This is a genomic window from Pseudomonas sp. LBUM920 (assembly GCF_003852315.1).
Taxonomy (GTDB): domain Bacteria; phylum Pseudomonadota; class Gammaproteobacteria; order Pseudomonadales; family Pseudomonadaceae; genus Aquipseudomonas.
The window spans coordinates 3,047,871-3,070,592 of record NZ_CP027762.1; the positions used below are offsets into that span (position 1 = coordinate 3,047,871).

Annotated in this window: 15 protein-coding genes and 2 pseudogenes; 11 read left to right on the forward strand and 6 right to left on the reverse strand. The window is 57.5% G+C overall.

Features of this window, described 5'->3' with window-relative positions; translation table 11 throughout:
* The first annotated feature begins 127 nt into the window (after positions 1 to 127).
* The 4 genes and pseudogenes from C4J83_RS14255 (at position 128) to C4J83_RS14265 (ending at position 3,589) form a co-directional block, all read left to right on the forward strand.
* Positions 128 to 1,012 carry a hypothetical protein gene (locus C4J83_RS14255; protein ID WP_124417385.1) on the forward strand — a complete coding sequence of 295 codons (885 nt, stop codon included), beginning with the start codon at positions 128 to 130 and terminating at the stop codon, positions 1,010 to 1,012.
* Positions 1,013 to 1,518: 506 nt separating this feature from the next.
* Positions 1,519 to 1,782: pseudogene (locus C4J83_RS31150) on the forward strand (PAS domain-containing protein); the annotation flags it as partial.
* 228 nt (positions 1,783 to 2,010) lie between these two features.
* Positions 2,011 to 2,376, forward strand: a pseudogene (locus C4J83_RS31155) (methyl-accepting chemotaxis protein); the annotation flags it as partial.
* 175 nt (positions 2,377 to 2,551) lie between these two features.
* Positions 2,552 to 3,589: a GGDEF domain-containing protein gene (locus C4J83_RS14265; protein WP_124417386.1), complete on the forward strand. Its 1,038-nt coding sequence runs from the start codon at positions 2,552 to 2,554 to the stop codon at positions 3,587 to 3,589.
* 658 nt (positions 3,590 to 4,247) lie between these two features.
* On the opposite strand, the gene C4J83_RS14270 is transcribed toward C4J83_RS14265, so the two are convergent.
* Positions 4,248 to 5,486, reverse strand: coding sequence for an MFS transporter (locus tag C4J83_RS14270; RefSeq protein ID WP_119740848.1), 1,239 nt, complete (start codon positions 5,484 to 5,486; stop codon positions 4,248 to 4,250).
* Between the two features lie 155 nt (positions 5,487 to 5,641).
* Between C4J83_RS14270 and C4J83_RS14275 the strand changes: the two genes are divergently transcribed.
* On the forward strand, positions 5,642 to 6,454 hold the full coding sequence (locus C4J83_RS14275; protein ID WP_124417387.1) for a class I SAM-dependent methyltransferase: 813 nt from the start codon (positions 5,642 to 5,644) through the stop codon (positions 6,452 to 6,454).
* A 137-nt stretch (positions 6,455 to 6,591) separates the two neighbouring features.
* Here the strand turns inward: C4J83_RS14275 and C4J83_RS14280 are convergent, their stop codons facing one another.
* Positions 6,592 to 6,978: a TIGR03067 domain-containing protein gene (locus tag C4J83_RS14280; RefSeq protein WP_106578057.1), complete on the reverse strand. Its 387-nt coding sequence runs from the start codon at positions 6,976 to 6,978 to the stop codon at positions 6,592 to 6,594.
* A 369-nt stretch (positions 6,979 to 7,347) separates the two neighbouring features.
* Between C4J83_RS14280 and C4J83_RS14285 the strand changes: the two genes are divergently transcribed.
* Together C4J83_RS14285 and lpxO are read left to right on the forward strand one after the other, a co-directional pair.
* A complete protein-coding gene (locus tag C4J83_RS14285; protein WP_119740682.1) occupies positions 7,348 to 8,691 on the forward strand; it encodes an LPS O-antigen chain length determinant protein WzzB in 1,344 nt (447 codons plus the stop codon).
* 255 nt (positions 8,692 to 8,946) lie between these two features.
* Positions 8,947 to 9,846 carry a lipid A hydroxylase LpxO gene (lpxO, locus tag C4J83_RS14290; protein WP_106578059.1) on the forward strand — a complete coding sequence of 300 codons (900 nt, stop codon included), beginning with the start codon at positions 8,947 to 8,949 and terminating at the stop codon, positions 9,844 to 9,846.
* A gap of 18 nt (positions 9,847 to 9,864) precedes the next feature.
* On the opposite strand, the gene ligD is transcribed toward lpxO, so the two are convergent.
* Positions 9,865 to 12,375, reverse strand: a complete 2,511-nt coding sequence (ligD, locus tag C4J83_RS14295) for a DNA ligase D (protein WP_124417388.1) — start codon at positions 12,373 to 12,375, stop codon at positions 9,865 to 9,867.
* 24 nt (positions 12,376 to 12,399) lie between these two features.
* Positions 12,400 to 13,251 (reverse strand): non-homologous end joining protein Ku, encoded by an 852-nt coding sequence (gene ku, locus C4J83_RS14300; RefSeq protein WP_119740677.1) that lies wholly within the window; start codon positions 13,249 to 13,251, stop codon positions 12,400 to 12,402.
* A gap of 184 nt (positions 13,252 to 13,435) precedes the next feature.
* Here ku and C4J83_RS14305 point away from each other — a divergent pair, with 184 nt between their 5' ends.
* Positions 13,436 to 13,750: a hypothetical protein gene (locus C4J83_RS14305; protein WP_106578062.1), complete on the forward strand. Its 315-nt coding sequence runs from the start codon at positions 13,436 to 13,438 to the stop codon at positions 13,748 to 13,750.
* Between the two features lie 12 nt (positions 13,751 to 13,762).
* Positions 13,763 to 14,920 carry a PQQ-dependent sugar dehydrogenase gene (locus C4J83_RS14310; protein ID WP_124417389.1) on the forward strand — a complete coding sequence of 386 codons (1,158 nt, stop codon included), beginning with the start codon at positions 13,763 to 13,765 and terminating at the stop codon, positions 14,918 to 14,920.
* A 47-nt stretch (positions 14,921 to 14,967) separates the two neighbouring features.
* Here C4J83_RS14310 and C4J83_RS14315 read toward each other — a convergent pair whose 3' ends face one another.
* On the reverse strand, positions 14,968 to 15,462 hold the full coding sequence (locus C4J83_RS14315; protein ID WP_106578064.1) for a nuclear transport factor 2 family protein: 495 nt from the start codon (positions 15,460 to 15,462) through the stop codon (positions 14,968 to 14,970).
* A 52-nt stretch (positions 15,463 to 15,514) separates the two neighbouring features.
* Complete coding sequence (locus tag C4J83_RS14320) at positions 15,515 to 16,078, reverse strand: TetR/AcrR family transcriptional regulator (protein ID WP_124417390.1); 564 nt, start codon at positions 16,076 to 16,078, stop codon at positions 15,515 to 15,517.
* 125 nt (positions 16,079 to 16,203) lie between these two features.
* Between C4J83_RS14320 and pssA the strand changes: the two genes are divergently transcribed.
* Positions 16,204 to 17,547, forward strand: coding sequence for a CDP-diacylglycerol--serine O-phosphatidyltransferase (pssA, locus tag C4J83_RS14325; protein WP_106578066.1), 1,344 nt, complete (start codon positions 16,204 to 16,206; stop codon positions 17,545 to 17,547).
* 180 nt (positions 17,548 to 17,727) lie between these two features.
* Positions 17,728 to 22,647 (forward strand): hypothetical protein, encoded by a 4,920-nt coding sequence (locus C4J83_RS14330; RefSeq protein WP_124417391.1) that lies wholly within the window; start codon positions 17,728 to 17,730, stop codon positions 22,645 to 22,647.
* The last annotated feature ends 75 nt before the right edge of the window (positions 22,648 to 22,722 follow it).

The window sequence follows — 22,722 nt, forward strand, 5'->3', positions numbered from 1 at the left end:
CAGCCTGGGGCGATGCAAGGCTATAAAAACATTTTTGGGGTGAATAAGCTGATTTCTGGAATACGTATATACTAAGACAATTGCGAGTCGTAGTTGCCTAATTGTATAAAGAGGTTGCACAGCGTAGATGAACATAGCTGATCTGCTTGATTGTTTGAAAGAGACCAGTTCCGAAATGATACGAGCCGATATAGATGAAGCTGTTCTTCTGCATTTTGATTTGATAATGGAAAGCTATCGAGAAAAACCTTTTTTCTATAAAAACCTTTTGAAGTATGACAGGTTTATGGTGGCCCTTTCTTTGCTTAGTTTTAGCTATAAGGATGATAAGCTTCCGCTATCCAAAGTTAAAGATTTTTGCCAAGGGCGAGGTTATATGTCTCGCAATAGTCTGGATACTTATTTTTCTTTTTTAGTTTTAAGTGGCTATATGGAAGTTAAGGTAGACGTCCAAGATGGACGTCAGCGTAGTTTCCAACCAACCGATAAAACCTTGCGAGAAGCCGCACAGTTGATCAAGTCGTGTTTACTGCCTGCGCAGATGATTTTTCCGTACGTTGGTTCGTCGCCGAGATTAGAAATGTCGCCGGATTTATTAAAAGTTTTTGCTCGTGGATTTGCCAAAATCCTCGAATCAGATTTGTTGCTGGATAAGATCCTGCCTGAAGCAAAATGGATGCTCAATAGGGACGGCGGTCACCTGCCGATGCTTGCGCTTTATGCAGATGCGCTGCGGAATGGTTCGCTGGAGACGGGTTACAACGTCTCGTCCTATGTTCAAATTTCTTCGCGCTTGGGCGTTTCGAAAACTCACGTGCAGCGCATGATCAGAGAAGGAGAACAACAGGGCTACTTTAAATGCAATAAGCGTACAGTTAAATTAAGTCCGGCATTTGTCGAGCTTATGAGGCGGGCTATGTCAATATATTTTTCAATTTCGCGAGTAAGTGTGGAGCTGGGTGTTGTGGACTACGACAGCGGTAGGGTGGCTGTCGATTTACGCAACATTTAGGGTGGTTATAATTGTGCAATGCGTGTTGGTAGTCTTTCAAAAGATTTTTATATGTGGACCTGCTCCTTTTTTGCTTGCTCTTACCGGGTATCAGTATGTTTAATCATCGAATTAAGAGTGCTCTTCTTGACTGTCAAGGGGAATTGGAGGAGTTGTGCGGTACGCTCGCTAATATCGAATCGTTATTCCTTTCAGTGCATGTCGATGGGGCGGGGCGGATTATCTCGACTAATAAGCGATTTGCAGAGGCGCTCGGATATCCGTTGGGAGAGCTATCGGGCATGTTAGTGAGCGAGATTAAATGTGAGCCGCATAGGAATTTTGCGCCAAGCCTATGCACCATCGAACAGCAACTCTATCGCGCCGCTGATGGCGGCGTCGCTGCACTTAGTATCGGTTGGGTCAAAGCGGCAAACCAAACTTTCCAAGGTTACGGCGTTTTTGCACCAGCCCTAACGCGGAACGAACAGGAATCCATTGAGATGTTTAGTGCGCTGAATCGGTCAATGGCTATAATTCATTTCAATTTATCAGGTGAAGTCTTATACGCCAACGAGTCCTTCGTACAAGCTCTGGGGTATAGTGTCGCGGAGCTACAGGGTAAGCATCACCGTATTTTCTGTTTGGAGGAGGACGTTGCTTCTCCGCAATACTCTGACTTCTGGCAGGCACTAAACCGAGGCGTGTTCCACGCTGGGCGTTTTTGTCGGGTTGATAAAAGCGGAAAAGTGGTGTGGCTGGAGGCTACCTACAATCCAATCAAAGATGTCTCCGGGCGGATTTATAAGATAGCCAAATTTGCTAGCGTAGTGACCGAGCAAGTTGAGAAAGCCGAAGGAGTAAAGCACGCAGCCACTATAGCTTACGACGTGTCGTTGGATACTGATGTAAAAGCTAAAACAGGCATCAATCTTGTCGCCGATTCGATTCTCGGTACGCAAGCTATTGCACAACAGATGGCCTCAGTAACCGACAGCATGGCCGCCCTTGAGTCGCAATCACAATTGATCGGCTCCATAGTTGACACCATTGGAGCCATCGCTACCCAGACCAATCTTTTAGCGCTTAACGCCGCTATAGAAGCCGCGCGAGCAGGTGTGCACGGACGAGGTTTTGCGGTAGTGGCGGATGAAGTGCGCAAACTCGCGGGCCGCACCAGTCTGGCAACGCAAGAGATCACAGGGGTGGTCCTGCAAAATCGTGAATTGGCTGGTCAAGCTGCGTTACGCGTTCAACGTAGTCGAGACCAAGCCGACGTTTTGCTGGAATTATCTGAGCAGGCAGGCATATCGATGGCTGCTATCCAGCTTGGCGCTGAGCAGGTCGTTAAGGCAATTGGTAGGGTTACCAACAACCTGAATTGAACTGCACAGTTACTGCGCAATGGTACGTTTACAATGTATTGACTGCAATAGCCGCAATTGTTAAAAGTGTTCTTTAGATTGATATGATCGAAAGTAGTAGGAAAAAATCTGCGTCATGGATGAACTCTCGCCTTGACTTTGAAATATCTAGATAGGTTCGAAAGCGGAGTTTAGGATGCCGGCGATTTTCAAGATCCGATCGAGGTTGCGAACCTTATTATCACCGGCGGTAACCAAGATTGAACTGGCAGGGTTGGTTGCTTGGATGGTTGTTTTGTCGATAGATCCTAAAACTGCGCTTGATCTGTCAAATATTACCATCACAATTTTTCTTTTTTTGGTGTGGCATATTCATCGTAAAACTGCATCCTTTAGCATATGGAGGGTTCTCGGTGGTGTATATGTTTTATTATTGTCTTTAGGTTTTGGAAATGTGGTTGGGACACATATAGAATTGCGCGTATTCACACTTCCGCTTGCTGTGATTATCGTATTGAGTAGCGCAATTTTATTTATCGCTGTGCAGGACTATTTGTTATCTGCTGCGCTCGTCTGGGCAGTAATGTGGCCCTCACTTGATCTCAGTATATATACTGGGCTCAGGGCGTACCTCGGCGTTTTCAGCATTGCATCGATATCTATCGGCTTTATACTTAGTTTTACCTACTTGAGAAGCATGCGCTCAATTTTGATGAGGGAAAGTGAGTTTAGAACATTAGCGGAGACGGATTTTCTCACCTGCATACTCAACCGGCGCGCCTTTATGGATACCTTTCAACGTGCATTGACAGAAGGGTGTAGCGGTTATTTTATTATGTTGGATATTGATAACTTCAAACAGAAGAACGATCAATATGGTCACGATGTTGGTGATAAGATTTTATGCTCTATGGCGGCCTGCCTGAAGCTCACCCCAGGCAGCCACAGTGTTGGAAGAATTGGTGGAGAGGAATTTGGTGTGTTATTGCTGGGAGATAATGATGTAGTTGCGCATGAATACGCAATGAAGCTATTAGCGAACATACGCGGCAGTGTCTTGCATCCGCATCAGTACACTTGCAGCGCGGGGATAGCACAATTTTCGGCAAATTCAGATATGTCAGCAGTGCTTAAATGCGCGGATAGCAACATGTATAAAGCTAAGCATGATGGCAAGGACAGAGTGTTTCAGAATGGGGAACGCGTCGTTCCACTACTCCGTACAACTACATAATTAAGCCTCGGCTGGAGGATATCTGTGAATATTGTTTTCGAGGATATAGAGTCCCCCCCTGGCTGCTTGTTGACGCTGGGCGCCTTCACCTTAATGTTCCTGAGTCGTTCGGATGCTGAAAACTTTCTCCGGTTCCTGACGGGGCGCGTCGACATATTGCAGTGCCAGTAACTCGGTAACTCCTTTCAGTCGGAGCAGCCAGGCGGATGTAAGGCAGATATTTTGGGGGTAATGCACCCTAAAAAAGCCGTTAACACCGACCGGTGCTTTTGTGGCTTCATGGTGCGTCTTAGGTGTCTTCGTGGCTTGCAACCTCGCGGTAGGAGGCGGGGTACGGGGTTATGCAGTTCCGGCATGAGCTGGAATTTCCCCGCTGGGACCATTTCTGGAACCAACGGGTGCATTTTTATGCGGTACGGGTGATTAGTCATGACAACTTGGCCCAGCAAACACTGATCCTCAGTAATCACCGCAATGCATTTTATACTGCATGGTGATGTTAGCTGTGGAGATCAATTACTTTACCTATCAATGGGGTGCGAGCGTGGCGGCAGGAGCCTTCAGGCATGCGTCAACAGCGACATCAAGGCGCGAAACCCGGTCGCTGAGCAGAAAATTTTGGATGTGTGTTGGAATTTGGCGCGCATTGTCGCATATGTCAGGCGACAGTTGTAATGCGCGCGAGCGATGGTTTCGCCAATGTCTCCGGCATCGCCAGCCATAACAATGCCAGCGCTGCCGCCGCAACCCCCGCCAGCGTCAGGAAGGCCGCGTTGTAACCGGCCTGTTGCACCACGAAACCGGCCAGGCTGCTGCTCAGCGCCGCGCCCAGGCCAAACACGGTGGACAGCGCGCCAAGGCTGACGTTGAAACGACCCGTGCCCTGGGTCAGGTCCTTGACGATCACCGGGAACAGCGCGCCGAAAATGCCTGCGCCGATGCCGTCGAGCATCTGCACGGCCACCAGCCAGTACGGGTCGCTGGACAGGGTATACAGCACGCCACGCAGCGGCAAAATCAGGAAACCGGCCAGCAACAACGGTTTACGCCCCCACACGTCAGCTTTTATGCCCACCAGCCAGGCCATCGGCACCATGACCAACTGCGCGGCGACGATGCAGGCCGAAGTCAGCGGCGTGGCCATTTGCAGGTTGATCTGCGACAGCTTCTGGCTGACCAGCGGCAGCATCGCGGCATTCGCCAGGTGAAACAGCGCGCAGCAGATGGCAAACAGCAGCAGCGGGCGATTGCTTAGCAGCACCTTCACGCCGGAAGGTTGTTCATGATCGCTGCGGTGCGCGGGATCAAAGCCCCGGGCGACTTCGTGGTCAATCGCCGACGCCGAGACACAGCTGACCGCCACGACACTGGCCACGGCCATAAAGGCCATCAAGTAAAACACCACCACCGGGCCGAACCGATACGCCAGACCGCCCGCCAGCAGGGCCGCCACGGCATTGCCGGCGTGGTTGAAGGTTTCATTGCGCCCGGTGCGGCGGGTAAAGGCACGCGGCCCGGTAATGCCCAAGGAAATCGCCGAAATCGCCGGCGCGAACACGGAGGCGGCTACGGCACTGGCCGCCTGAGTCAATGCCACCCAGCTGAACGCGCTGACGAACGGCAGCAGCAGGCAGCTGCCCGTGACAAGGAGGGCGGCCACAGCGATCACCGCGCGCTTGCTGCGGGTCCGGTCGATCAGTGCACCCGCCGGACCCTGGGTGATCAAAGCCGCAATGCCCGCCAGGGTCATGACCACGCCGATGCTGGCGGGCTCCCATTTGTGCACCGCCAGCAAGTAAATCGCCAGATAAGGCCCGAGCCCGTCACGGACATCGGCCAGAAAGAAATTCAGGCTGTCCAGGGACAGGGTATTACGCAGGTCGGAGTGATTGGCCACGGCGCTGTCTTCGCTAAGAGTGTTCAGGGGCTGGAGACTCATTGGGCTAGTGACCTACGGGCTCTAATAGAAGTTTCGCCGCCTCAGAGGGTTTCATCTGACAGGCAATTGGCTTAATTTCCGAAGCCCGTTGTAGTAACGATCTGGAGAAGCACATGGACATGCCCTCAGCCCAACAGGCGATTGCTCATAACAAGGACGCCTGGGACGCCTCCGCCAGGCTGCACAAAGACACCGCCACTTGGAAGACGCTGCTGGAATCGGTCGCCCAGGCGGATTTTTCGTGCCTGGATCCAACGATCACTGCGTTGCTGCAAGACGTCGGCGTTGCCGGCAAAGACGTGGTGCAGCTGGGCTGCAACAACGGGCGTGAAAGCCTGTCGCTGCTCGGCCTGGGTGCCCGCCGTGTGGTGGGCGTCGATCAATCCCGGGCGTTTCTTCAACAAGCGCGGGAATTGGCCGAAGTGTCGCCGCATAACCCCGAGTTCATTGAAGCCGATATCCATCACCTGCCCGAACCTCTGCTGGGGCGCTTCGACGTCGCCCTGGTGACCATTGGCGTACTCAACTGGATGCCCGATGTGGCGCTGTTCATGCGCCATGTGGCGAGTGCCCTCAAACCCGGCGGCACGCTGGTGATCTACGAAACTCATCCCTTCCTGGAGGTATTTGACCCGAGGGCTGCCAACCCTTTGCTGCCGGCGAGTTCATATTTTCAGCGCGATCCGTTCGTGCTGCAGCAGTCGATTGTCTACGAAGGGCAGGGCGAGGTTGCCGGTCCGACGTCCTATTGGTACGTGCATACCCTGGGAAGCATGGTGAGTGGCGCAATTGCCGCGCAACTGCAGATCGAGCACCTGCAGGAATACCCGCATTGCAACCGCGAAGAACTTTACGAGCAGTACGCGCATCAGCCGGCCCAATTGCCGCTGTGTTTCACCTTGACCGCCACCAAGCGTTGCGCCTGAGCGGTTTTCCCACGCGCAAAAAAAGGCCCGCGAGGAGAGGCGGGCCAAGTGATTCACTGGAGTAGGTAGGCCTCACCCTATAGGCCGGAAAGTGAAGGCCGTGTGAAAACCATGTCGCAAGTTCGGATGGGGGCGGATCAACCTTTGCGCACAAAAGTGCGCATGGTTTGCCCGGGTCCCGTGCTGAATACCGTTGGCCTTGGCATGCCCGCATCGGCGGCGATAAACACAAAGTCATTACCCTCCAGGCGATAGCTGGCGGGCAGTGGCTTGCCGGCATCTTCGCCGATGGCATCCACCCAGGTGATGCTTTTGGGCGCCGTGCTGCTGTCCAGCGTAAACCGGCCTGCGAGCAGTACTTCGCCCTGAGTCGTTTTCACCTCGAACGTGTCCCCGGCAATGGTCGTGATTGCCCCCGGCGCGCTATGCGCGTCGGCAGGGTTGAGCACGCCACTGTCTTCGAGGGCGGTCTGCTCCCAAGCGCCTTGAAGAAATTGATAGTCCGGATCTGAGAAAGAGTGCATGCACATTCCTTGTTGCAGGGGCTGGATTGAGGGTGAGCACCTGAGTGCCGAAAATTGAACAGGGCAAATTGTAACCGCGTGCTGACCAAAATGTACCGAAAAGGGCTTTATGCGTTAGCGAACAGAGATTCACTGAACTATTGACTACGCTTATGACATTCTCGGACATACATTCACGATGGCCCTGCGTCGTCATCGACATGAAATAGAAACAATCTCTAATTGCGTCGGATTTTTCGCATTAGCATGTGGTCTGAGTGCCGTTGGTCACTGTGCCAGGGCGTTGTCCCTGGTCTCTCCGTCTTTGAACCTGTGTTCGAGTTCGAATGGGGTAGTGGCTTTTTAATGTCATTTTAAGGTGTTCTCATTTTGAATCGAACTTCTCCGCTCAATTCACCTGCAACGCCAGATGAAATTGATCTGTTTGAATTGTTCCAAGCCATCTGGCGGCAAAAAAAACTGATAGTGGGTTGTACGATTCTGGCGGGGATACTGGGGACGGGTTACGCACTGCTTGCTCCCAAGACATATGAGGTCAGCAGTGTGCTGCGCCCGGCGGCCATCAATGAACTGGATGCGTTGAATCGCTCCGAGGTTTATAAGTTGCCACCCGCCGATGCGCTGGAAAAAGTCGGCGCCCAGCTGGATTCCTATGGGGCTCGCCTGGGTTTTTTCAAAAGCCACGAAGAACTGTTCAAGGCCTTTCAGAAGCCAGGGCGAAGCCTTGAGCAGAGCTTTGAAGACTTCAACCGCAACTCGATCAACCTGATTCTGCCAGACCCGAAGAAGTCCGATTCGTTGAGCAGTTATGTGCGTCTGGAGATGCAATACCCAGCGGACGTAGACGGCGTGGCGATCCTCAACGGATTTGTCGACTATGCCGTCGCGGCGGAGCGTGAGCAGGTTGGCGCCGACCTCAAGGTCATCGTCAATAACCGTTTGACCGAGCTCAGAGGCAAGATTGACGCGGCCCGCGCCAACTACGATACCGAGAAGGAATCGAAGATCGCCACGCTGCTTGAAGCTGACCGGGTCAAGCGCGCCCGCTTGCAGGATGAACTCAGCGGGCTGCGCCTGCAGATGAAAATGGAGCGCACCGACCGCTTGGCAGAACTGGCCGAAGCGATCTCGATTGCCAAATCCATGGGCATCAAAAAGCCTACGACGCCGTCGTCCATGGCCGACACCACACGGGCCGGTTCCAACCAGGTGGTACGCACCGAGATCAGCAACCAGAAGATTCCTTTGTATTTCCTCGGCACCGAGGCGCTGGAAGCCGAGCGAACCGCATTGCAACAGCGCACCAGCGATGACTTCACCAATAGCCGCATCGCCGAAATTGGCAAAGAACTGCAATTGCTTGAAACCAACCGTGAGGTTGAAGTCCTGCAAAAGCGTGGGAATGAGGACATCTTCCTGCAAGACGTTGAGCCGCTGCGGGCCGAAATCGCGCGCTTGAAAGGCCTCAATATCGACATGAGCAACCTGAAGCTGGTGTCCATCGACCGTCGTGCTCAGGAGCCGCTGACCTCGATCAAGCCGAAAAAGCTGCTGATTGTCGCGGTGAGCCTGGTCGTCGGCTTGTTCCTGGGCGTATTGGCTGCATTGATCCGTCACTTCGTGCTGACGCATCGCAAGGCTGAGCTGTACGCGACCCAAGAGGCCGCTCGCCGCCCACGCCGTGAGCCTACGGACGATCAGCCGCTGCCGTAAGCGCGACTGTCAATGGGCCAGCGTCAATGCTGGCCCACGATGGCTCCGAGCCGGTCTGTGGACAGCTTTTCACAATTCTTAGTTAACCTTTGGTTACAAACTGTGGCTAAATAACGGCCAATGGCCTTGGCCCGGATTGTAACCAACCCGTCCAGTCGCCTATGTGTAATCGTGATTTCAGGTGCTGCTTATAAATCCTCGGCCGTTGTGGGCACGCAGGAGCAGCCTGTTCTCTTCTGACGTGTGACGAATCCCTTGAAACTCATCATTGTTGCTCTCTACGTTGCCTCCATTGCGTATGTTCACCTGCGTGGCCGGGTGCGACACAAGCTGGGCCGCCAGCTTAGCGATCACTCGACGTTCCTTGCGCCGATCAACTGCTTCCTTTACCTGTTTTCCAAGCAGCCAAGCCGTCCCTTTTTGTCGCCCGGCGATTTTCCCGACCTGAGCCCGTTGCAAGAGCATTGGCAAGAAATCCGCCAGGAAGGCCAGAACCTGATGCGCATGGGCGAGATCAAGCGTTCCGAGCAGTACAACGATGTGGGTTTCAACTCGTTCTTCAAGTCGGGCTGGAAGCGTTTCTACCTCAAGTGGTACGGCGACAGCCATCCGTCGGCGATGAAGCTGTGCCCGCGCACCACCGAGCTGGTGCAGAGCATTGGCTCGATCAAGGCGGCAATGTTCGCCGAGCTGCCACCAGGCTCCAAGCTGGTGCGCCACCGCGACCCGTACGCTGGCTCCTACCGCTATCACTTGGGCCTGGACACGCCCAACGATCCTGGCTGCTACATCAATGTGGACGGCGAGAGCTATTACTGGCGCGACGGCGAGCCGGTGATGTTTGATGAGACCTACATTCATTACGCGGAAAACACCACGCAGCAGAACCGCATCATCTTGTTCTGCGACATTGAGCGGCCAATGAAATACCGCTGGGCAGCGGCGTTCAACCGCTGGTTCAGCCGTAACGTGATGGCAGCCGCCGGTTCACCCAATGATGAAGGCGACAAGACCGGCGGCCTGAACCGCGCGTTCACCCGCCTGTACAAGATCCGCCTGCGCGGTAAAGAGCTGAAAAAGCGCAATCGCGCGCGCTACTACTTGGAAAAGTGGGCGATCTTCGCGGGTTTGGCGCTGATCTTTATCCTTATCTGACACCCACACAGGCGCGCATCACGCGGGTGGTTTCGCGCCCAGTTTGTCCCACATCTTCTTGGTGATCTTCTGCCGATTGGCGTAGCCGGCCCACGGGTCGGCTTTGAGTTTATCCAACCGTTCATGCAGGTTTGCCACCGTCCACTGCTGGGCGCCGCGCAAACCGTTCAACTCCTCTCGACTCACCGGTACCGATACCGGCAGGCCGGGCCGTGCGCGCACCGAATAGGCGGCCACCGTACTTGCGCCGCGCGCATTGCGCAGGTAGTCGATAAAGATCTTGCCGATGCGGTTTTTCGGCCCTGACGTCGCGGTAAACCGTTCTGGCAACTGCGCGGACATGAACTGCGCGATGGCCTTGGCAAAGGCTTTGACGCTGTCCCAACCATCCCGGCGCACCAGCGGCACCACCAGGTGCAAGCCTTTACCGCCGCTGGTTTTGACAAACGCTTGCAGCCCAATCTCATCCAGAACCGACAACGTGAGTTGCGCCGCCTCCAGCATGGCTTTCCACGGCAGCGCCGGGTCCGGGTCAAGGTCGAGCACAAACAGGTCAGGGGTTTCGATTTTGTCGACAGTCGCGCCCCAGGTGTGCAACTCGACGGTGCCCATCTGCACGGCGCCGATCAGGGCGTCGGTGGTGTCGATCTCCAGCAGGCGCGCATGACCGGGGTCCAGTGCCGGGTCCAGCTGTTTGATGTTTGGAATGGCCAGGCGCTCGGAATGCTTCTGGAAGAACTGCTCGCCCTCTATCCCTTCGGGCGCGCGCAGCAGCGACACCGGTCGGTGCTGCAGAAACGGCAGAATCCATGCGCTGATGCCTTGATAGAAGTCGGCCAATTGCTGTTTTTGCGTACCACTCTGCTTGTCGATCACCCGGTCAGGGTGCGTGATGTTCACGCCGCTGCTGACCTTTTTTGCCTTCGGGGCCGCCTTGGTGACGGATGTGGCCTTGCGCGGCAACTCGTGAATGATCTGCGCCACCGGCTTGTCGGTGCGCAACGCAACAAATGATGCCTGGCGCACCACGCCTTCGCGGGTCCACTCGGCGAAATTCACCTCGCCAACCAACTGAGGTTCCACCCAATGCACGCCGCGCGCCTGGGCGCTGGTCAGCGGTATGTGCAGCGGCGAGGTCTTGCGTTCCAGGGGCGTGAGCTGCGCATAGATGGCTTTCAACGATGCCTGATCAAACCCGGTACCGACGCGCCCGGCATAGACCAGCCCGGAATCGTCATTGACAGCCAGCAACAGCGCGCCAAAGCCGCTGCGCGAACCCTGAGGCCGCGTGTAGCCAATGATCACGAACTCCTGGCGCAAGCGACATTTGAGTTTGATCCAGTCGGCATTGCGGCTCGACACATATGGGCTGCCGACGCGCTTGCCGATCACGCCCTCGAGCGCCAGGTCGCAGGCGCTCTCGAAAATGTCGCGCTGGTTGGCGGCGAAGGCTTCGGAGAACCGCAGCAGTTTGCTGCGGCTCGCGGACAGCGCGGACTTGAGCGCAGCGCGGCGCTCTTGCACCGGTGCGCTGCGCTGATCCTGGCCGTCGAGAAATGGCGCGTCGAACAGGTAATACACGATGTCCAGGCTGCGGCCGATGTCGAAGGCATTTTGCAGCGCCTGGAAGTCCGGCAACCCCTCGCCATTGAGGCTGACCACCTCACCGTCGAGCCAGCTGTCCTTGAGTTTGAGGGTTTGCAGGGCTTTGACCTGACGCGGCAGGCGGTCGGTCCAGTCATTGCCATTACGGGTGAACAGACGCACGTCACCGTCGCGAATGCGCGCCAGCATGCGGTAGCCGTCGAACTTAATTTCGTATTGCCAGTCACCTTCTGGCGCGCGATCGACCAGGGTCGCCAGTTGCGGGGCCAATTGCTCGGGCAGGGCATCGGCGCGTTTGGCGACGGGTGCTTTTTTGGTGGCCGCGGCCTTTTGGCGTTTGGCCGGCGCTTTGGGTTTGCCGACCGAGGCGTCGCTGAGCACGCTTTTAGGCTCGGCCTCGACAATGTCGTAGTCATCGGAAGGGCGCGCCTGCTGGTCCTTTTCCTTGATCAGCAGCCACTGTTCCTTGTCGCCGCTGCCTTTGAGACGGGTGCGCACCAAGGCCCAGTCGCCGGAGAGTTTTTCACCGACCAAGGTGAACTTGAGTTTGCCGGCCGCGTAGGCCTTGTGCGGGTCTTCATGGGGCTGCCAGACACCGCGATCCCACACGATCACATCGCCCGCGCCATATTGCCCCGCCGGGATGCTGCCCTCGAAATTGCCATAGCTGAGCGGGTGATCTTCAACGTGGACCGCCAGGCGTTTCTGGGTGGGGTCCAGGCTGGGGCCTTTGGGCACCGCCCAGCTTTTGAGCACGCCGTCGAGCTCCAGGCGAAAGTCATAATGCAGGTTTCGCGCGTCGTGTTTTTGAATCACGAACGACAGTGTCGTGGCTTTGCGTTTGCCCGCGGGCGCACTGCCGGCCGGCTCGGCGGTAATCCCGAAATCACGTTTGCGGTTGTATTCGCTCAGGGGCTTTGCCATGTCGTTCTCCAGCAAATGGCGGGCTCAAGAGGCCTTTTTGGCGGATTTCTTCGCGGCAGGCTTTTTCGTCGCGCGCTTGGCGGCGGGCTTGCCGGCCAGGCTGCGCTTGAGCAATTCGGTGAGGTCAATGACATCCGCCGATTTGCGCTCTTCGCTGCCTTCCTGGCTCTCCACATCTTCGATCTTGCCGGCCTTGGCCTTCTTGGCCACCAGCGCCATGATTTTGTCCTGGAAACTGTCGCGGTATTCGTCGGGCTGCCAGTCGGCGCTCATGTCCTCCACCAGGCGTTTGGCCATGTCCAGCTCACCTTTGGCCAGGCTCGGCTGGGTGACGTCGCTGCCCAGTTCCAGTTCGTCCAGGCTGCGCACTTCGGCAGGCCAGCGCAGCATTACCAGCACCAGCGCCGACTCCAGCGGCATTAATGCCGCCAGGTGCTGCTTGGTGTGCAGCACCACATTGGCCAGAGCCACCTTGCCGGTTTTTTTCAGGGTTTCGCGCAGCAGTGCGTAGACCTTGCCGCCGCGTTTATCCGGAGCCAGGAAGTAGGGCGTGTCGATGTTTTGGAGCGGGATCTGGTCGCTGGCGACAAAGGCGATGATTTCGATGGTCTGGGTCGACTTGGGGTGCGCCGAGCGAATTTCGTCCTCGCTGAGCACCACGTAGCGGCCTTTCTCGAACGCTACGCCCTTGACGATGTTCTCTTTGGTGACTTCCTTGCCGGTGGTCTTGTTGATGCGCTTGTAGCCGACCGGGTCCATGCTGCGTTTGTCCAGCCAGTCAAAATCAACGCCTTGGGAAGACGTGGCTGAGACCAGTGATACCGGGATGTGGACCAAGCCGAAGCTGATCGCGCCTTTCCAGATTGCCCTTGGCATGCCTGCAATTCCTTGAGAAGAGACTGTGTTCTGGTGACTCACAGGCGCCGGGAAAAGTTTCGGCGAGTAGATGCGCGGACAGATTGTGTTACACCTCATGAGAAACAATTTAGTGTCGAAAGCCGAACCCAAGGCGTAGCGTGTTATCGAAAGCACGTACCACTCGCCCAAGAGAGGCTTTGTCATGAACAGCTGTGTGCGTCACCTTGCAGTATTGGCGTTGGGCCTGGCGCTCACGCCATTGGCCCAGGCGCAAAACCTGCCTGGCAGCTACGACTCCAACAACAGCCCTATTCATCGGGCCAACCCCAACAGCATGCAGGGCACCCAGCCGAATGCGCCGGCAACACGGGGAATTCAGACTGGGCCGACCAGCCCCGCACCCACCGTGGAAAACGGCGGCATTGGCAATCGCTATCCCAAACGTGAGGCCGCCCCGAGCCGTCCCACAACCGAAACCAAAGCTCCCACCTATGATGCCAACGGCAATCGCCGGTAAGGACTCCGTCTTATGTTGCTACGCAAAACCCTTCTAGCCGCTATTTGCGCAACCACGCTGCTGCCACTGGCGGCGGTTTACGCCGCCGATGCCCAGCAATTCCCGAGCGAACAAGGCAGCATCACCGCGACCCCAATCGTCAAAGGCCTCGACCATCCCTGGGCAGTGGCGTTTCTGCCGGGCAAGCAAGGCTTTCTGGTGACCGAACGCCCAGGTCATCTGCGTTTTGTCAGCCCCGACGGCAAGCTTTCAGCACCGTTGACCGGCGTGCCCCAAGTGTGGGCCAAAGGGCAGGGCGGTTTGCTGGATGTGGTGCTGTCGCCGGACTTCAAGCAGGACCGCATGGTCTACCTGTCGTACGCCGAAGGCGGCGGCGAGGGTGGCAAGGCCGGCACTGCCGTCGGACGCGGGCGCTTGGCGGATGACCTGAGCGGCCTGAAGGATTTCAAAGTGATCCTGCGCCAGGAGCCCAAGCTGTCCACCGGCAATCACTTTGGCTCGCGGTTGGCCTTCGACCGCGATGGCTACCTGTTCGTGACCCTGGGTGAAAACAATGATCGCCCGACCGCCCAGGACCTGGACAAGTTGCAAGGCAAGGTGGTGCGGATCTTCCCGGACGGCCGCGTGCCAGAGGACAACCCTTTCGTTGGCCAACAGGGTGTACGCCCCGAGATCTGGTCCTACGGCCAGCGTAACCCGCAAGGCCTGGCGTTGAACCCCTGGAGTGGCACCATCTGGGAAAACGAACACGGCCCACGCGGTGGTGATGAAATCAACATCATCGAGCGCGGCAAGAATTACGGTTGGCCACTGGCGACCCACGGCATCAATTATTCGCTGACACCGATTCCCGAGGCCAAGGGCAAGACAGTGGAAGGCACCGTGGCGCCTCATCACGTCTGGGAGAAATCACCGGCGATCAGTGGCATGGCATTTTATGACGCCGACCGCTTCAAGGCGTGGCAGCACAACCTGTTCATTGGCGCACTGGCCAGCCAGGAGTTGATCCGCTTGCAGTTCGACGGCGACAAGGTGATCCATGAAGAGCGTTTGCTCGCAGGTTTGAAAGCGCGCATCCGCGATGTGCGGCAGGGGCCGGATGGGTTTCTGTATGTGCTGACTGATGAGGATAATGGTGTGCTGTATAGGGTCGGTCTGAATCAGGACTAAATGCTGGAGCGGGCTTGCCCGCTCCCACATTTCGCATCGCAACCGGCTTAAAGCCCGAGATCGGACAGCCCCGGATGATCATCCGGGCGCCGACCCAGCGGCCAGTGAAACTTGCGGTCGCTCGCCTTGATCGGCAAGTCATTGATGCAGGCAAAGCGGTTGGCCATCAGACCGTTTTCGTCGAATTCCCAGTTTTCATTGCCGTAGGAGCGGAACCAGTTACCGGAATCGTCGTGCCATTCGTAGGCATAGCGCACGGCAATACGGTTACCGGTGAAGGCCCACAATTCCTTGATCAGCCGATAGTCCAGCTCTTTAGCCCACTTGCGGGTCAGAAAACCCTTGGCCTCTTCGCGGTTGTGCGCAAATTCAGCGCGATTGCGCCATTGCGTGTCCAGTGTGTAGGCCAGCGATACGCGGTGCGGGTCGCGGGAATTCCAACCGTCTTCGGCCAGGCGAACCTTTTCGATGGCCGACTCGCGGGTGAACGGTGGCAGCGGCGGGCGAACGTCTGCGTCGGATGACGGTGCCTTGGATGACATGGGCAGCTCCTGAAAACAATTAGGTGTATCGAAAGTTGCTCAGTTGATGCGTTCAAAGTTGCAATAACGTTCGCGCCATGCAGCGCGCATTATCAGCAGCTGTTGAATCACCCATCACCAGGGCAACGGTAATGGCGCCGTCGATCAAGATCAGCAGTTGCGCGGCCTGCTGTTCAGGGTCGGGGGTGCCATGTGCTTTGCACAGTTGCAGTGCGTAATCGAACAGTTTTTGTTTATGCGCCTTGGCCAGCAGGCGTACCGGGTCGTGCGGGTCGCCGGTTTCACCGCTGGTGTTGATGAAGGCGCACCCGCGAAAGTCTGCCGAGCCAAACCATGTCTTGAGGGCGTCGAACAGCGCCAGCAGGCGTTCTCCACTGCCTTCACTGCGTTCGACTTCGCTGCGCAGCCAGTGCATCCAGCGCTCATCGCGGCGGTGCAGGGCGGCAATCACCAACTCATCTTTATTGGCGAAGTACCGGTAAATACTTTTGCGCGAGACGCCTGCGGTTTTCACCAGCAAGTCCATGCCGGTGGCGGCGATGCCATGGCGATAGATTAACTTCTCGGTGACATCAAGGATAATATCGCGGGTGTCGTTGCTGATTAATTCATTCATGCTGCGCACAGTAGAACGATCGTTCTCCATGGTCAATTAACTTTTTTCCATCGCGGGCGACGAGACCTGAGCTGCCCCATGGTGTAAGCTCGGGGCCTCTTCGGATTCGACCCATTGCGAGCCTTATGCCGTCGTTCTTCAAACGCTCCCTATTGCCAAAACTGCGTGGTTTCCCACTGTCTCCCGAGTCGATCGACGTGCTGTCCGGCGCCGATGCGTTTCGCCGTTGCCTGCTGGAGAAAATCCCCCAGGCCACGCGGCGCATCTACATCGTTGCGCTCTACTTGCAGCAGGATGAAGCCGGCCAGGAGATCTACGATGCCTTGCACGCCGCCAAGGCTGCACGGCCAGCGCTGGATATCGTCGTGGTGGTTGACTCGCTGCGCGCCCAGCGCGGCCTGATTGGCGCAGGCAAGCAACCCGGCAACAGTGCCTGGTACCAGGCCATGACCCAACGCCACGCCAGCGAAGTGCCGGTGTACGGCGTGCCGGTGCAGACCCGTGAACTGTTCGGCGTGTTGCACCTCAAGGGCTTTGTGATCGACGACAGCGTGCTGTACAGCGGCGCCAGCTTGAATAACGTGTACCTGCACAAGTTCGACAAGTATCGTTTTGACCGCTACCACCTGATCCACAGCCAGGCGCTGGCCGACTCGATGCAGCATTTGCTGGAGCACGGCTTGATTGCCTCCAAGGCCGTGCATCGCCTGGACCTGCCAAACCCGCCTACCACCCGCAGCCTGCGCAACGATATCGGCGATTTGCGCAGCCGCCTCAAGCATGCGGCGTATGACACCACTGCGGGGCTGTTGCCCAACGGCCACCTGTTGGTAAGCCCACTGCTCGGCGTCGGCAAGAACAACCCTCTGAACCGCGTGATCCTTGAGTTGATCGCCAGTGCCCAGCATCAGCTGACTGTCTGCACGCCGTATTTCAACCTGCCACTGCCGGTGACCCGTGAAATCAATCGCGCCCTGGCGCGTGGGGTCAAGATCGACATCATTGTTGGCGACAAAACCGCCAACGACTTTTACATCCCGCCCAGCGAGCCGTTCAAGGTGATCGCGGCGTTGCCTTATTTGTATGAAATCAGCCTGCGCCGTTTCGCCAAGCGCCATCAGCCGATGATCGACAGCGGCCAGTTGAACCTGCACCTGTGGCGCGACGGCGACAACACCTATCACCTCAAGGGTATGTGGGTTGACCAGCGCTACACCTTGCTCACCGGCAACAATCTGAACCCACGAGCATTCCGACTCGACCTGGAAAACGCGTTGCTCATCGATGACCCGCGCGGCCAATGGCTGGAGCCGCGGCGTACCGAACTGGCGCAAATTTTCCAGCACACCACGCGCATCGAAGGGTATCAGCAGCTGCAGACCCTGGTGGACTATCCGCCGGCTGTCGGCAAGTTCCTGCGACGGGTAAGCCGGGTGCGCATCGAGCGGCTGCTGTACCGCATCTTGTAAGCCCTCATGGCATAGAGCAGCAGCCGGGCCTGATTCAAGCCTGGCTGCTCGCCCGTCAGGCTTGGTTCAGCGACAGATTGAGAACTCTCCTACACCTGGCCTTCGGGTTCTCTCGTAGTCTTTTTGTCGACGGTTCTTAAGGACTAGAACTCTTGCGGTCAAACGTGAAGAGAGCTTGAAATGTCGACCATTTCCTTGATTCGTACGCCCACGCCTTCATTTGTCCCATCAGGCCTACACGGTGAAACTGAACCGCGTGCTTCCCCGGCCGCACCCACCCCTCAGGACAGTTCCCGCAACGCTGAACAAGCGTCACTGGCAGGCGCGCCACGCCGGTTGGACGGGCAACTGACACAAGCCAGGTTTGAACAGGCGGCACTGCGCTACAAGCGCGAAAACTCATCGGCAAGTACTGGCCACTCGGCCGAAGCTGAGCGTGCAGGCAGAAGCTTTCCGCAGGACGTCGACGCACGCAGAGCGGATGGAAAACTGCAACAAACCCTCATTCACTGGTTGATGACTGGCGACATCAAAGACCAGCCCTTTGCGCGTAACGCCTCGATCCGGCCATTTATTGACGCGCTCAGCAATGCCGCATGGGCGCCACAGGTGCAGGCCTGGTTCAAGGCCAATGGCGTGGACGTGGCCACGGTGCGTGTATTCAGTGATGGCGTGGAAGGCACCGTGTCGGTCAACGGTGTAAAGGTCAGGCGCAGGTTTACCGCTGCAGACGGATCAGGCTGGGGCGAGGTCGGGGCGAAAGTGACCGAGGCGGCCGACAAGTTGTCGCCTGATCCTTTCGGGGTATTGCTGCCCGGCAGGAAAAAAGCGCCGTTCCGTGATTTGGACGCGGTTTTTCATTTCTACGGCGTAGAACCCCCCCATTCCGACAAAGAAAGACAGCCGTTGGGCGAGCTGCTCAAGAGCGCGGGCTGGCCGGTGATAGCCGACGAAAAACGCCTGTTCTGGCGCCAGCAGTTCGGTGAGCTTCAGCAAAAAAGCGCTGACATTGACGCACGGATGAACCTGGCGTCTCAACTGCAGAACCTGATCAGGGACGCGAAGGAGGAGGGCACACTCAACCTGGGCGACCAGCCTGCAATGGTTCAGCCTGAGTCGACATTGGCGCAAAACAGCCGGCTGCCTCGCGAACGCTTTATCGCATGGCTGGCGTCGCCAGCGTTCAAGACATTTATCGAGAAGATCGGCTTTGGCGGCGGCGATAACATCTACCGGGTTTTTGAGGGCGACCTGGAGATACGCCAGCGTGATACTCAATGGTTTTCGTTGGGCCGTATGCTGCAGGATGAAATCAGCAAGGTCGGCGCAGGCGGCAGCCCGGCCGAAAAAGCCGCTATCCGTGCTCTTGACGGCGGCTTCAAGCAACTCGTCGAGATGACCGGGCCGATCGGCAACACCCTCTACTCGCAGCCTGTTTATGACGCGCGTCAGTACCTGGCGTTTTCCGGGCTGGGGTCACCCAGTACGCTTGCGCACATTTACTCGGCCATCACCGGCCTGAGCAACAACCTGCCACCATCGCCTCCCCACTGGACTCTGCCTTCCTCACGCCCCGAAAACCCGGACCGTGTGTCTGTTGACGCCACGTTTGGTAACGACCTGCTCAGCTCGATGCACACGGGTTATTCCATTGTCGAGGTCCCGCAGGGGACGTCCATGGCGGCGGCGTTGGACGTTTACCGGCACGTCCTGGCCCAGCCGGAGCTGCAGTCCTGGTTCAAAAGCAAGGGGTTGGAAACCCAGGGGCTCAGGCTGCACAAGGACAGTATCAGCGGTTTCATCAACCGCGACGGCGTGCGCACCGCGGTTACATTCAGCACCGCGGACGATTCCGGATGGTGGCAAGTCAGCGCGAAGCTGCGCTTGATCAGGGAGGTGCTGGACCCGGCCGACAAGGGTATTTATTACTTGGCGGAGGGTGAGTCGTGGGTGCCCACTTCCGTTGTCCTGCAAGCTTACGGTTTGCCCGAGCCGGTCTGGACTGGGGACCGGGAGCGGTTGATGACGCAGCTGCAGACCACCGGGCTGGTGATGCCCGCCGACCAGTATCGGCTCATCAGCACGCGCGTGGAGGGCGTGCGACAAGCGATCGGTGACCTGGATGAACGTGCCTACCTGGCCGACTATCTGGAAAACCAGGTCAAGAACGCGCCTGACGATACGCCGTGGGACTGGTCAGAAGAGCCGGTGCTACCGTCGGCGAACTCACCGATGGTGATGGGCGATCATGCGGCGCGGGCGAGCCTGCAGAGGTTCACCGAGTTGCCTGCCGTGCGCACGCCTCTGCAACGCCAGGGCCTGTTTTGGCCAGGGCAGCCGTTCCGGGTTTCCGAAGGCAAATTCGAACACCGGCTCCCGCAGGGGAAGTGGATAGACCTGAGCAGCCGCCTCACTGGCGAGCGCGGCATCGACCTTGAACTGCGCCACTTGGTCAACATGAGCCAGTCGCGTGGAAACGCCCTGTACTCGGTGCCTTATTACGACATCCGCCAGATGCTGGACCACAAGGGATTGGGCTCACCCCGGACCGCTGGCGAGACGCGCAACATGGTGCGGTGGCTGCGCAGCGCCTTGCCGCCCGCGCCGGCGCTCGGTGATTACTCCGGGCTTTTGCAGGCCCCGTGGTCCCCCGGCCAATTGACCCCGAGCGACAAAGCCACCCTCAAGGCCCAGGCTGGCGAGCGTCTGAGTGGCTCGGCCGTGAGCCGTTTCAATTACCTTGGTCAGACCACTCTTGAGGCCCTGCAACAGCATCCGGCTGAACACCTGGAAAAATTTCTCGGCAGCCCCGATGCGCTGAACTTTGGTGATGACCTGGCTTATGTTCTGAAGTGGCGGGAATCGCCAACGCCCCAGACGGTTCGCCAACAGTTGGCCGTGGCCGCGCTCACCTTGCACGCAGAGCCGGATGGCCCTGCAGCGCCGGGCTACATTGGCGGCTATAGCCTTTACCAACCGGGCAATATGGGCCGCACGTTGACTGCGGTACGTCGGGACCTGGAGAAACACCTGCAGCTTGAACGAGGGCTTGAGCCAAAACTTGCGGTGTTGGCGGCCCAGATCCGTCTGGCTCAGGTGGCGCCCGAGTTTCTCGTCCAGGAGGTGCCCAAGGAAATACGGATCGGCACGCCTGCCTGGATGGAACTGCGCCTGGGGTGCGAGATGGCGGAGCTCAAGGCGCCAGGGACCAGCCGCATGATGAACGAGGCACACATCAGCGATCTGGCTGCGCTGGCCCCTACCAGCGAAGCACAGGCCACCTTGATGCAATTGGGCGCCATGAAGATTTTGCTGGATTGGGCGGTGCTCAATGGTGTGATTCCCGCAGCTGCTGGAGGAGAACACCCGCGGTCGGCGATCAATAAAGCCAGCCAGGCGTTCTTCAAACAGCGCCAGGAGGTCAACGATGCAATGAACGCCGTGGCAGAGGTACCGGCGCGCAAGGCGATTGCACTCCGGGAGTTGCTCAAGGTGTTTGCGCCAAGCACACCCAGCCAGCTGGAGGGCATGAAGGTATTGATTGCCGATGTCAGCGCCCGACGCAACCTGCCCATTTCCGAACCGCGTACACGCTCGCTTGTAGAAACGTACATGACCGGCGACTTGATACCTGGCAAGTGGGTACTCAGAAGCGACATGCCGCAAAGGTTGGTCCGGCCCCGATCCAGCCCCTATCAACTCAACCTGGACGTCGAGGCGCCCGCCGACAAACGCGCCGAACTTGATGAACGAATTCGCAGGCTGCCCGATTTGAAGGCCCTGCTGAAAACCGCAGTCGATGCGCACACCGCGACGCTCAAAAAAGCTTACGCAACCCAGCTCAAACTCATGTTTGCCAAGCTCCCGCTGCCCGATCGTCAGCTTCTGAACAACCCCGAAAGCGTGGTCAGGTTGTTCATCGTGCGAGGGGAGACGGGGCTGCCTCCGGTCAAGCAGACCGAGGCGGATAAAGAGGCGGTCCGGGGGCGGCAAGGGACATTGATGAGGGTCGAACTGGGCAAGGCGGTGTGTTACTTCGAAGTGTTTGCCAATGGCAAGATCACCAAGCGCACCGACCTCCCCAATAACCTGCGGCTGGGCGATGTGCTTGCCGGCAAGCCCAATCCCTTGGGGTTGAGCGGCATCTACACGACCGCCTTCACCGCAGGTTTCGAGCTGAATGTGGACTTTGACGCCTACTTGAAAGGCACCGTGCCCCGGTCGAATGTCTCATCCAGAGTCATCGTTGAAAGCATCGGCAATCCGATTGTCGGCGACACGCCCGCGGCCGGTGGTGCAGTGGGAAGTGTCATCACGGACACCTTTGCATCGGCGAAGACGCAACGCATCGTGACGCTGATTGCCGAGCGTAATTTATATGAAAGCGACGACGCGCTGCTGCAACGGGCCGAGGGCACACTGCCGCTGGAAAAGAAGCGGGAAGTCCTGGGTCGTGACAAGGCCATCTTGAAGGGGCTTGTGCCGTTCGTGGGGGCTTATCAGGAGTTTGCGGACGGGAATGTCGGCAAGGGCTTGTTTGCCTTATCGTTGGACGTGGGCGGGCTGGTTATCGGCGCGGGAGGCCAGGCCCGCTCATTGCTGCGCACGGCCAAGACGCTCACGCCCAACCCGGTAGCCGGCCTGGTTCGCCGGCTGGGCAGCACTGTGGCGCCGGCCAGGCCCAAAATTGCCTGGACAAAGCCGGTGGCGAGCTTTGGCGACAGGGCCTTCAATTTCGTCAAGGAATCGGCGTTGTTCTCCAGTGCGGTGATGAATCCGGCCGACGGGTATGCGCAATTGGTAAATGCCGCTATCAAGGGCCTGTTCAAACTGTCGCATCTGGCCCCCAGTGCTTCGATGCTGGGCAAGGCCGCGCCACACTTGCTCACCGTTGAGGAGAAGTTGAGGGCTTACTGGTTGGCGGGAGGGTGGGATCCTGCACCCGCGCCTGCGCCGACGGGCGTGGCTGGAACCAGCCAGGGCGTCGCCGTGGTCGCGTCCAGGGTCAATGGCTTCTGGTATGCGATCAATCCAAAAACGGGGAGGGCGGATGCCACGCCGTTGCCAGACTTCAAATCGACAACCCCGTTGGCCGTCTAAGAGGGCAAATCCGACGCTACGCTGAATAGGCCCCAGACCCTGCACTGGCTCAAGTGCAGGGTCTGGGGCTTTTTA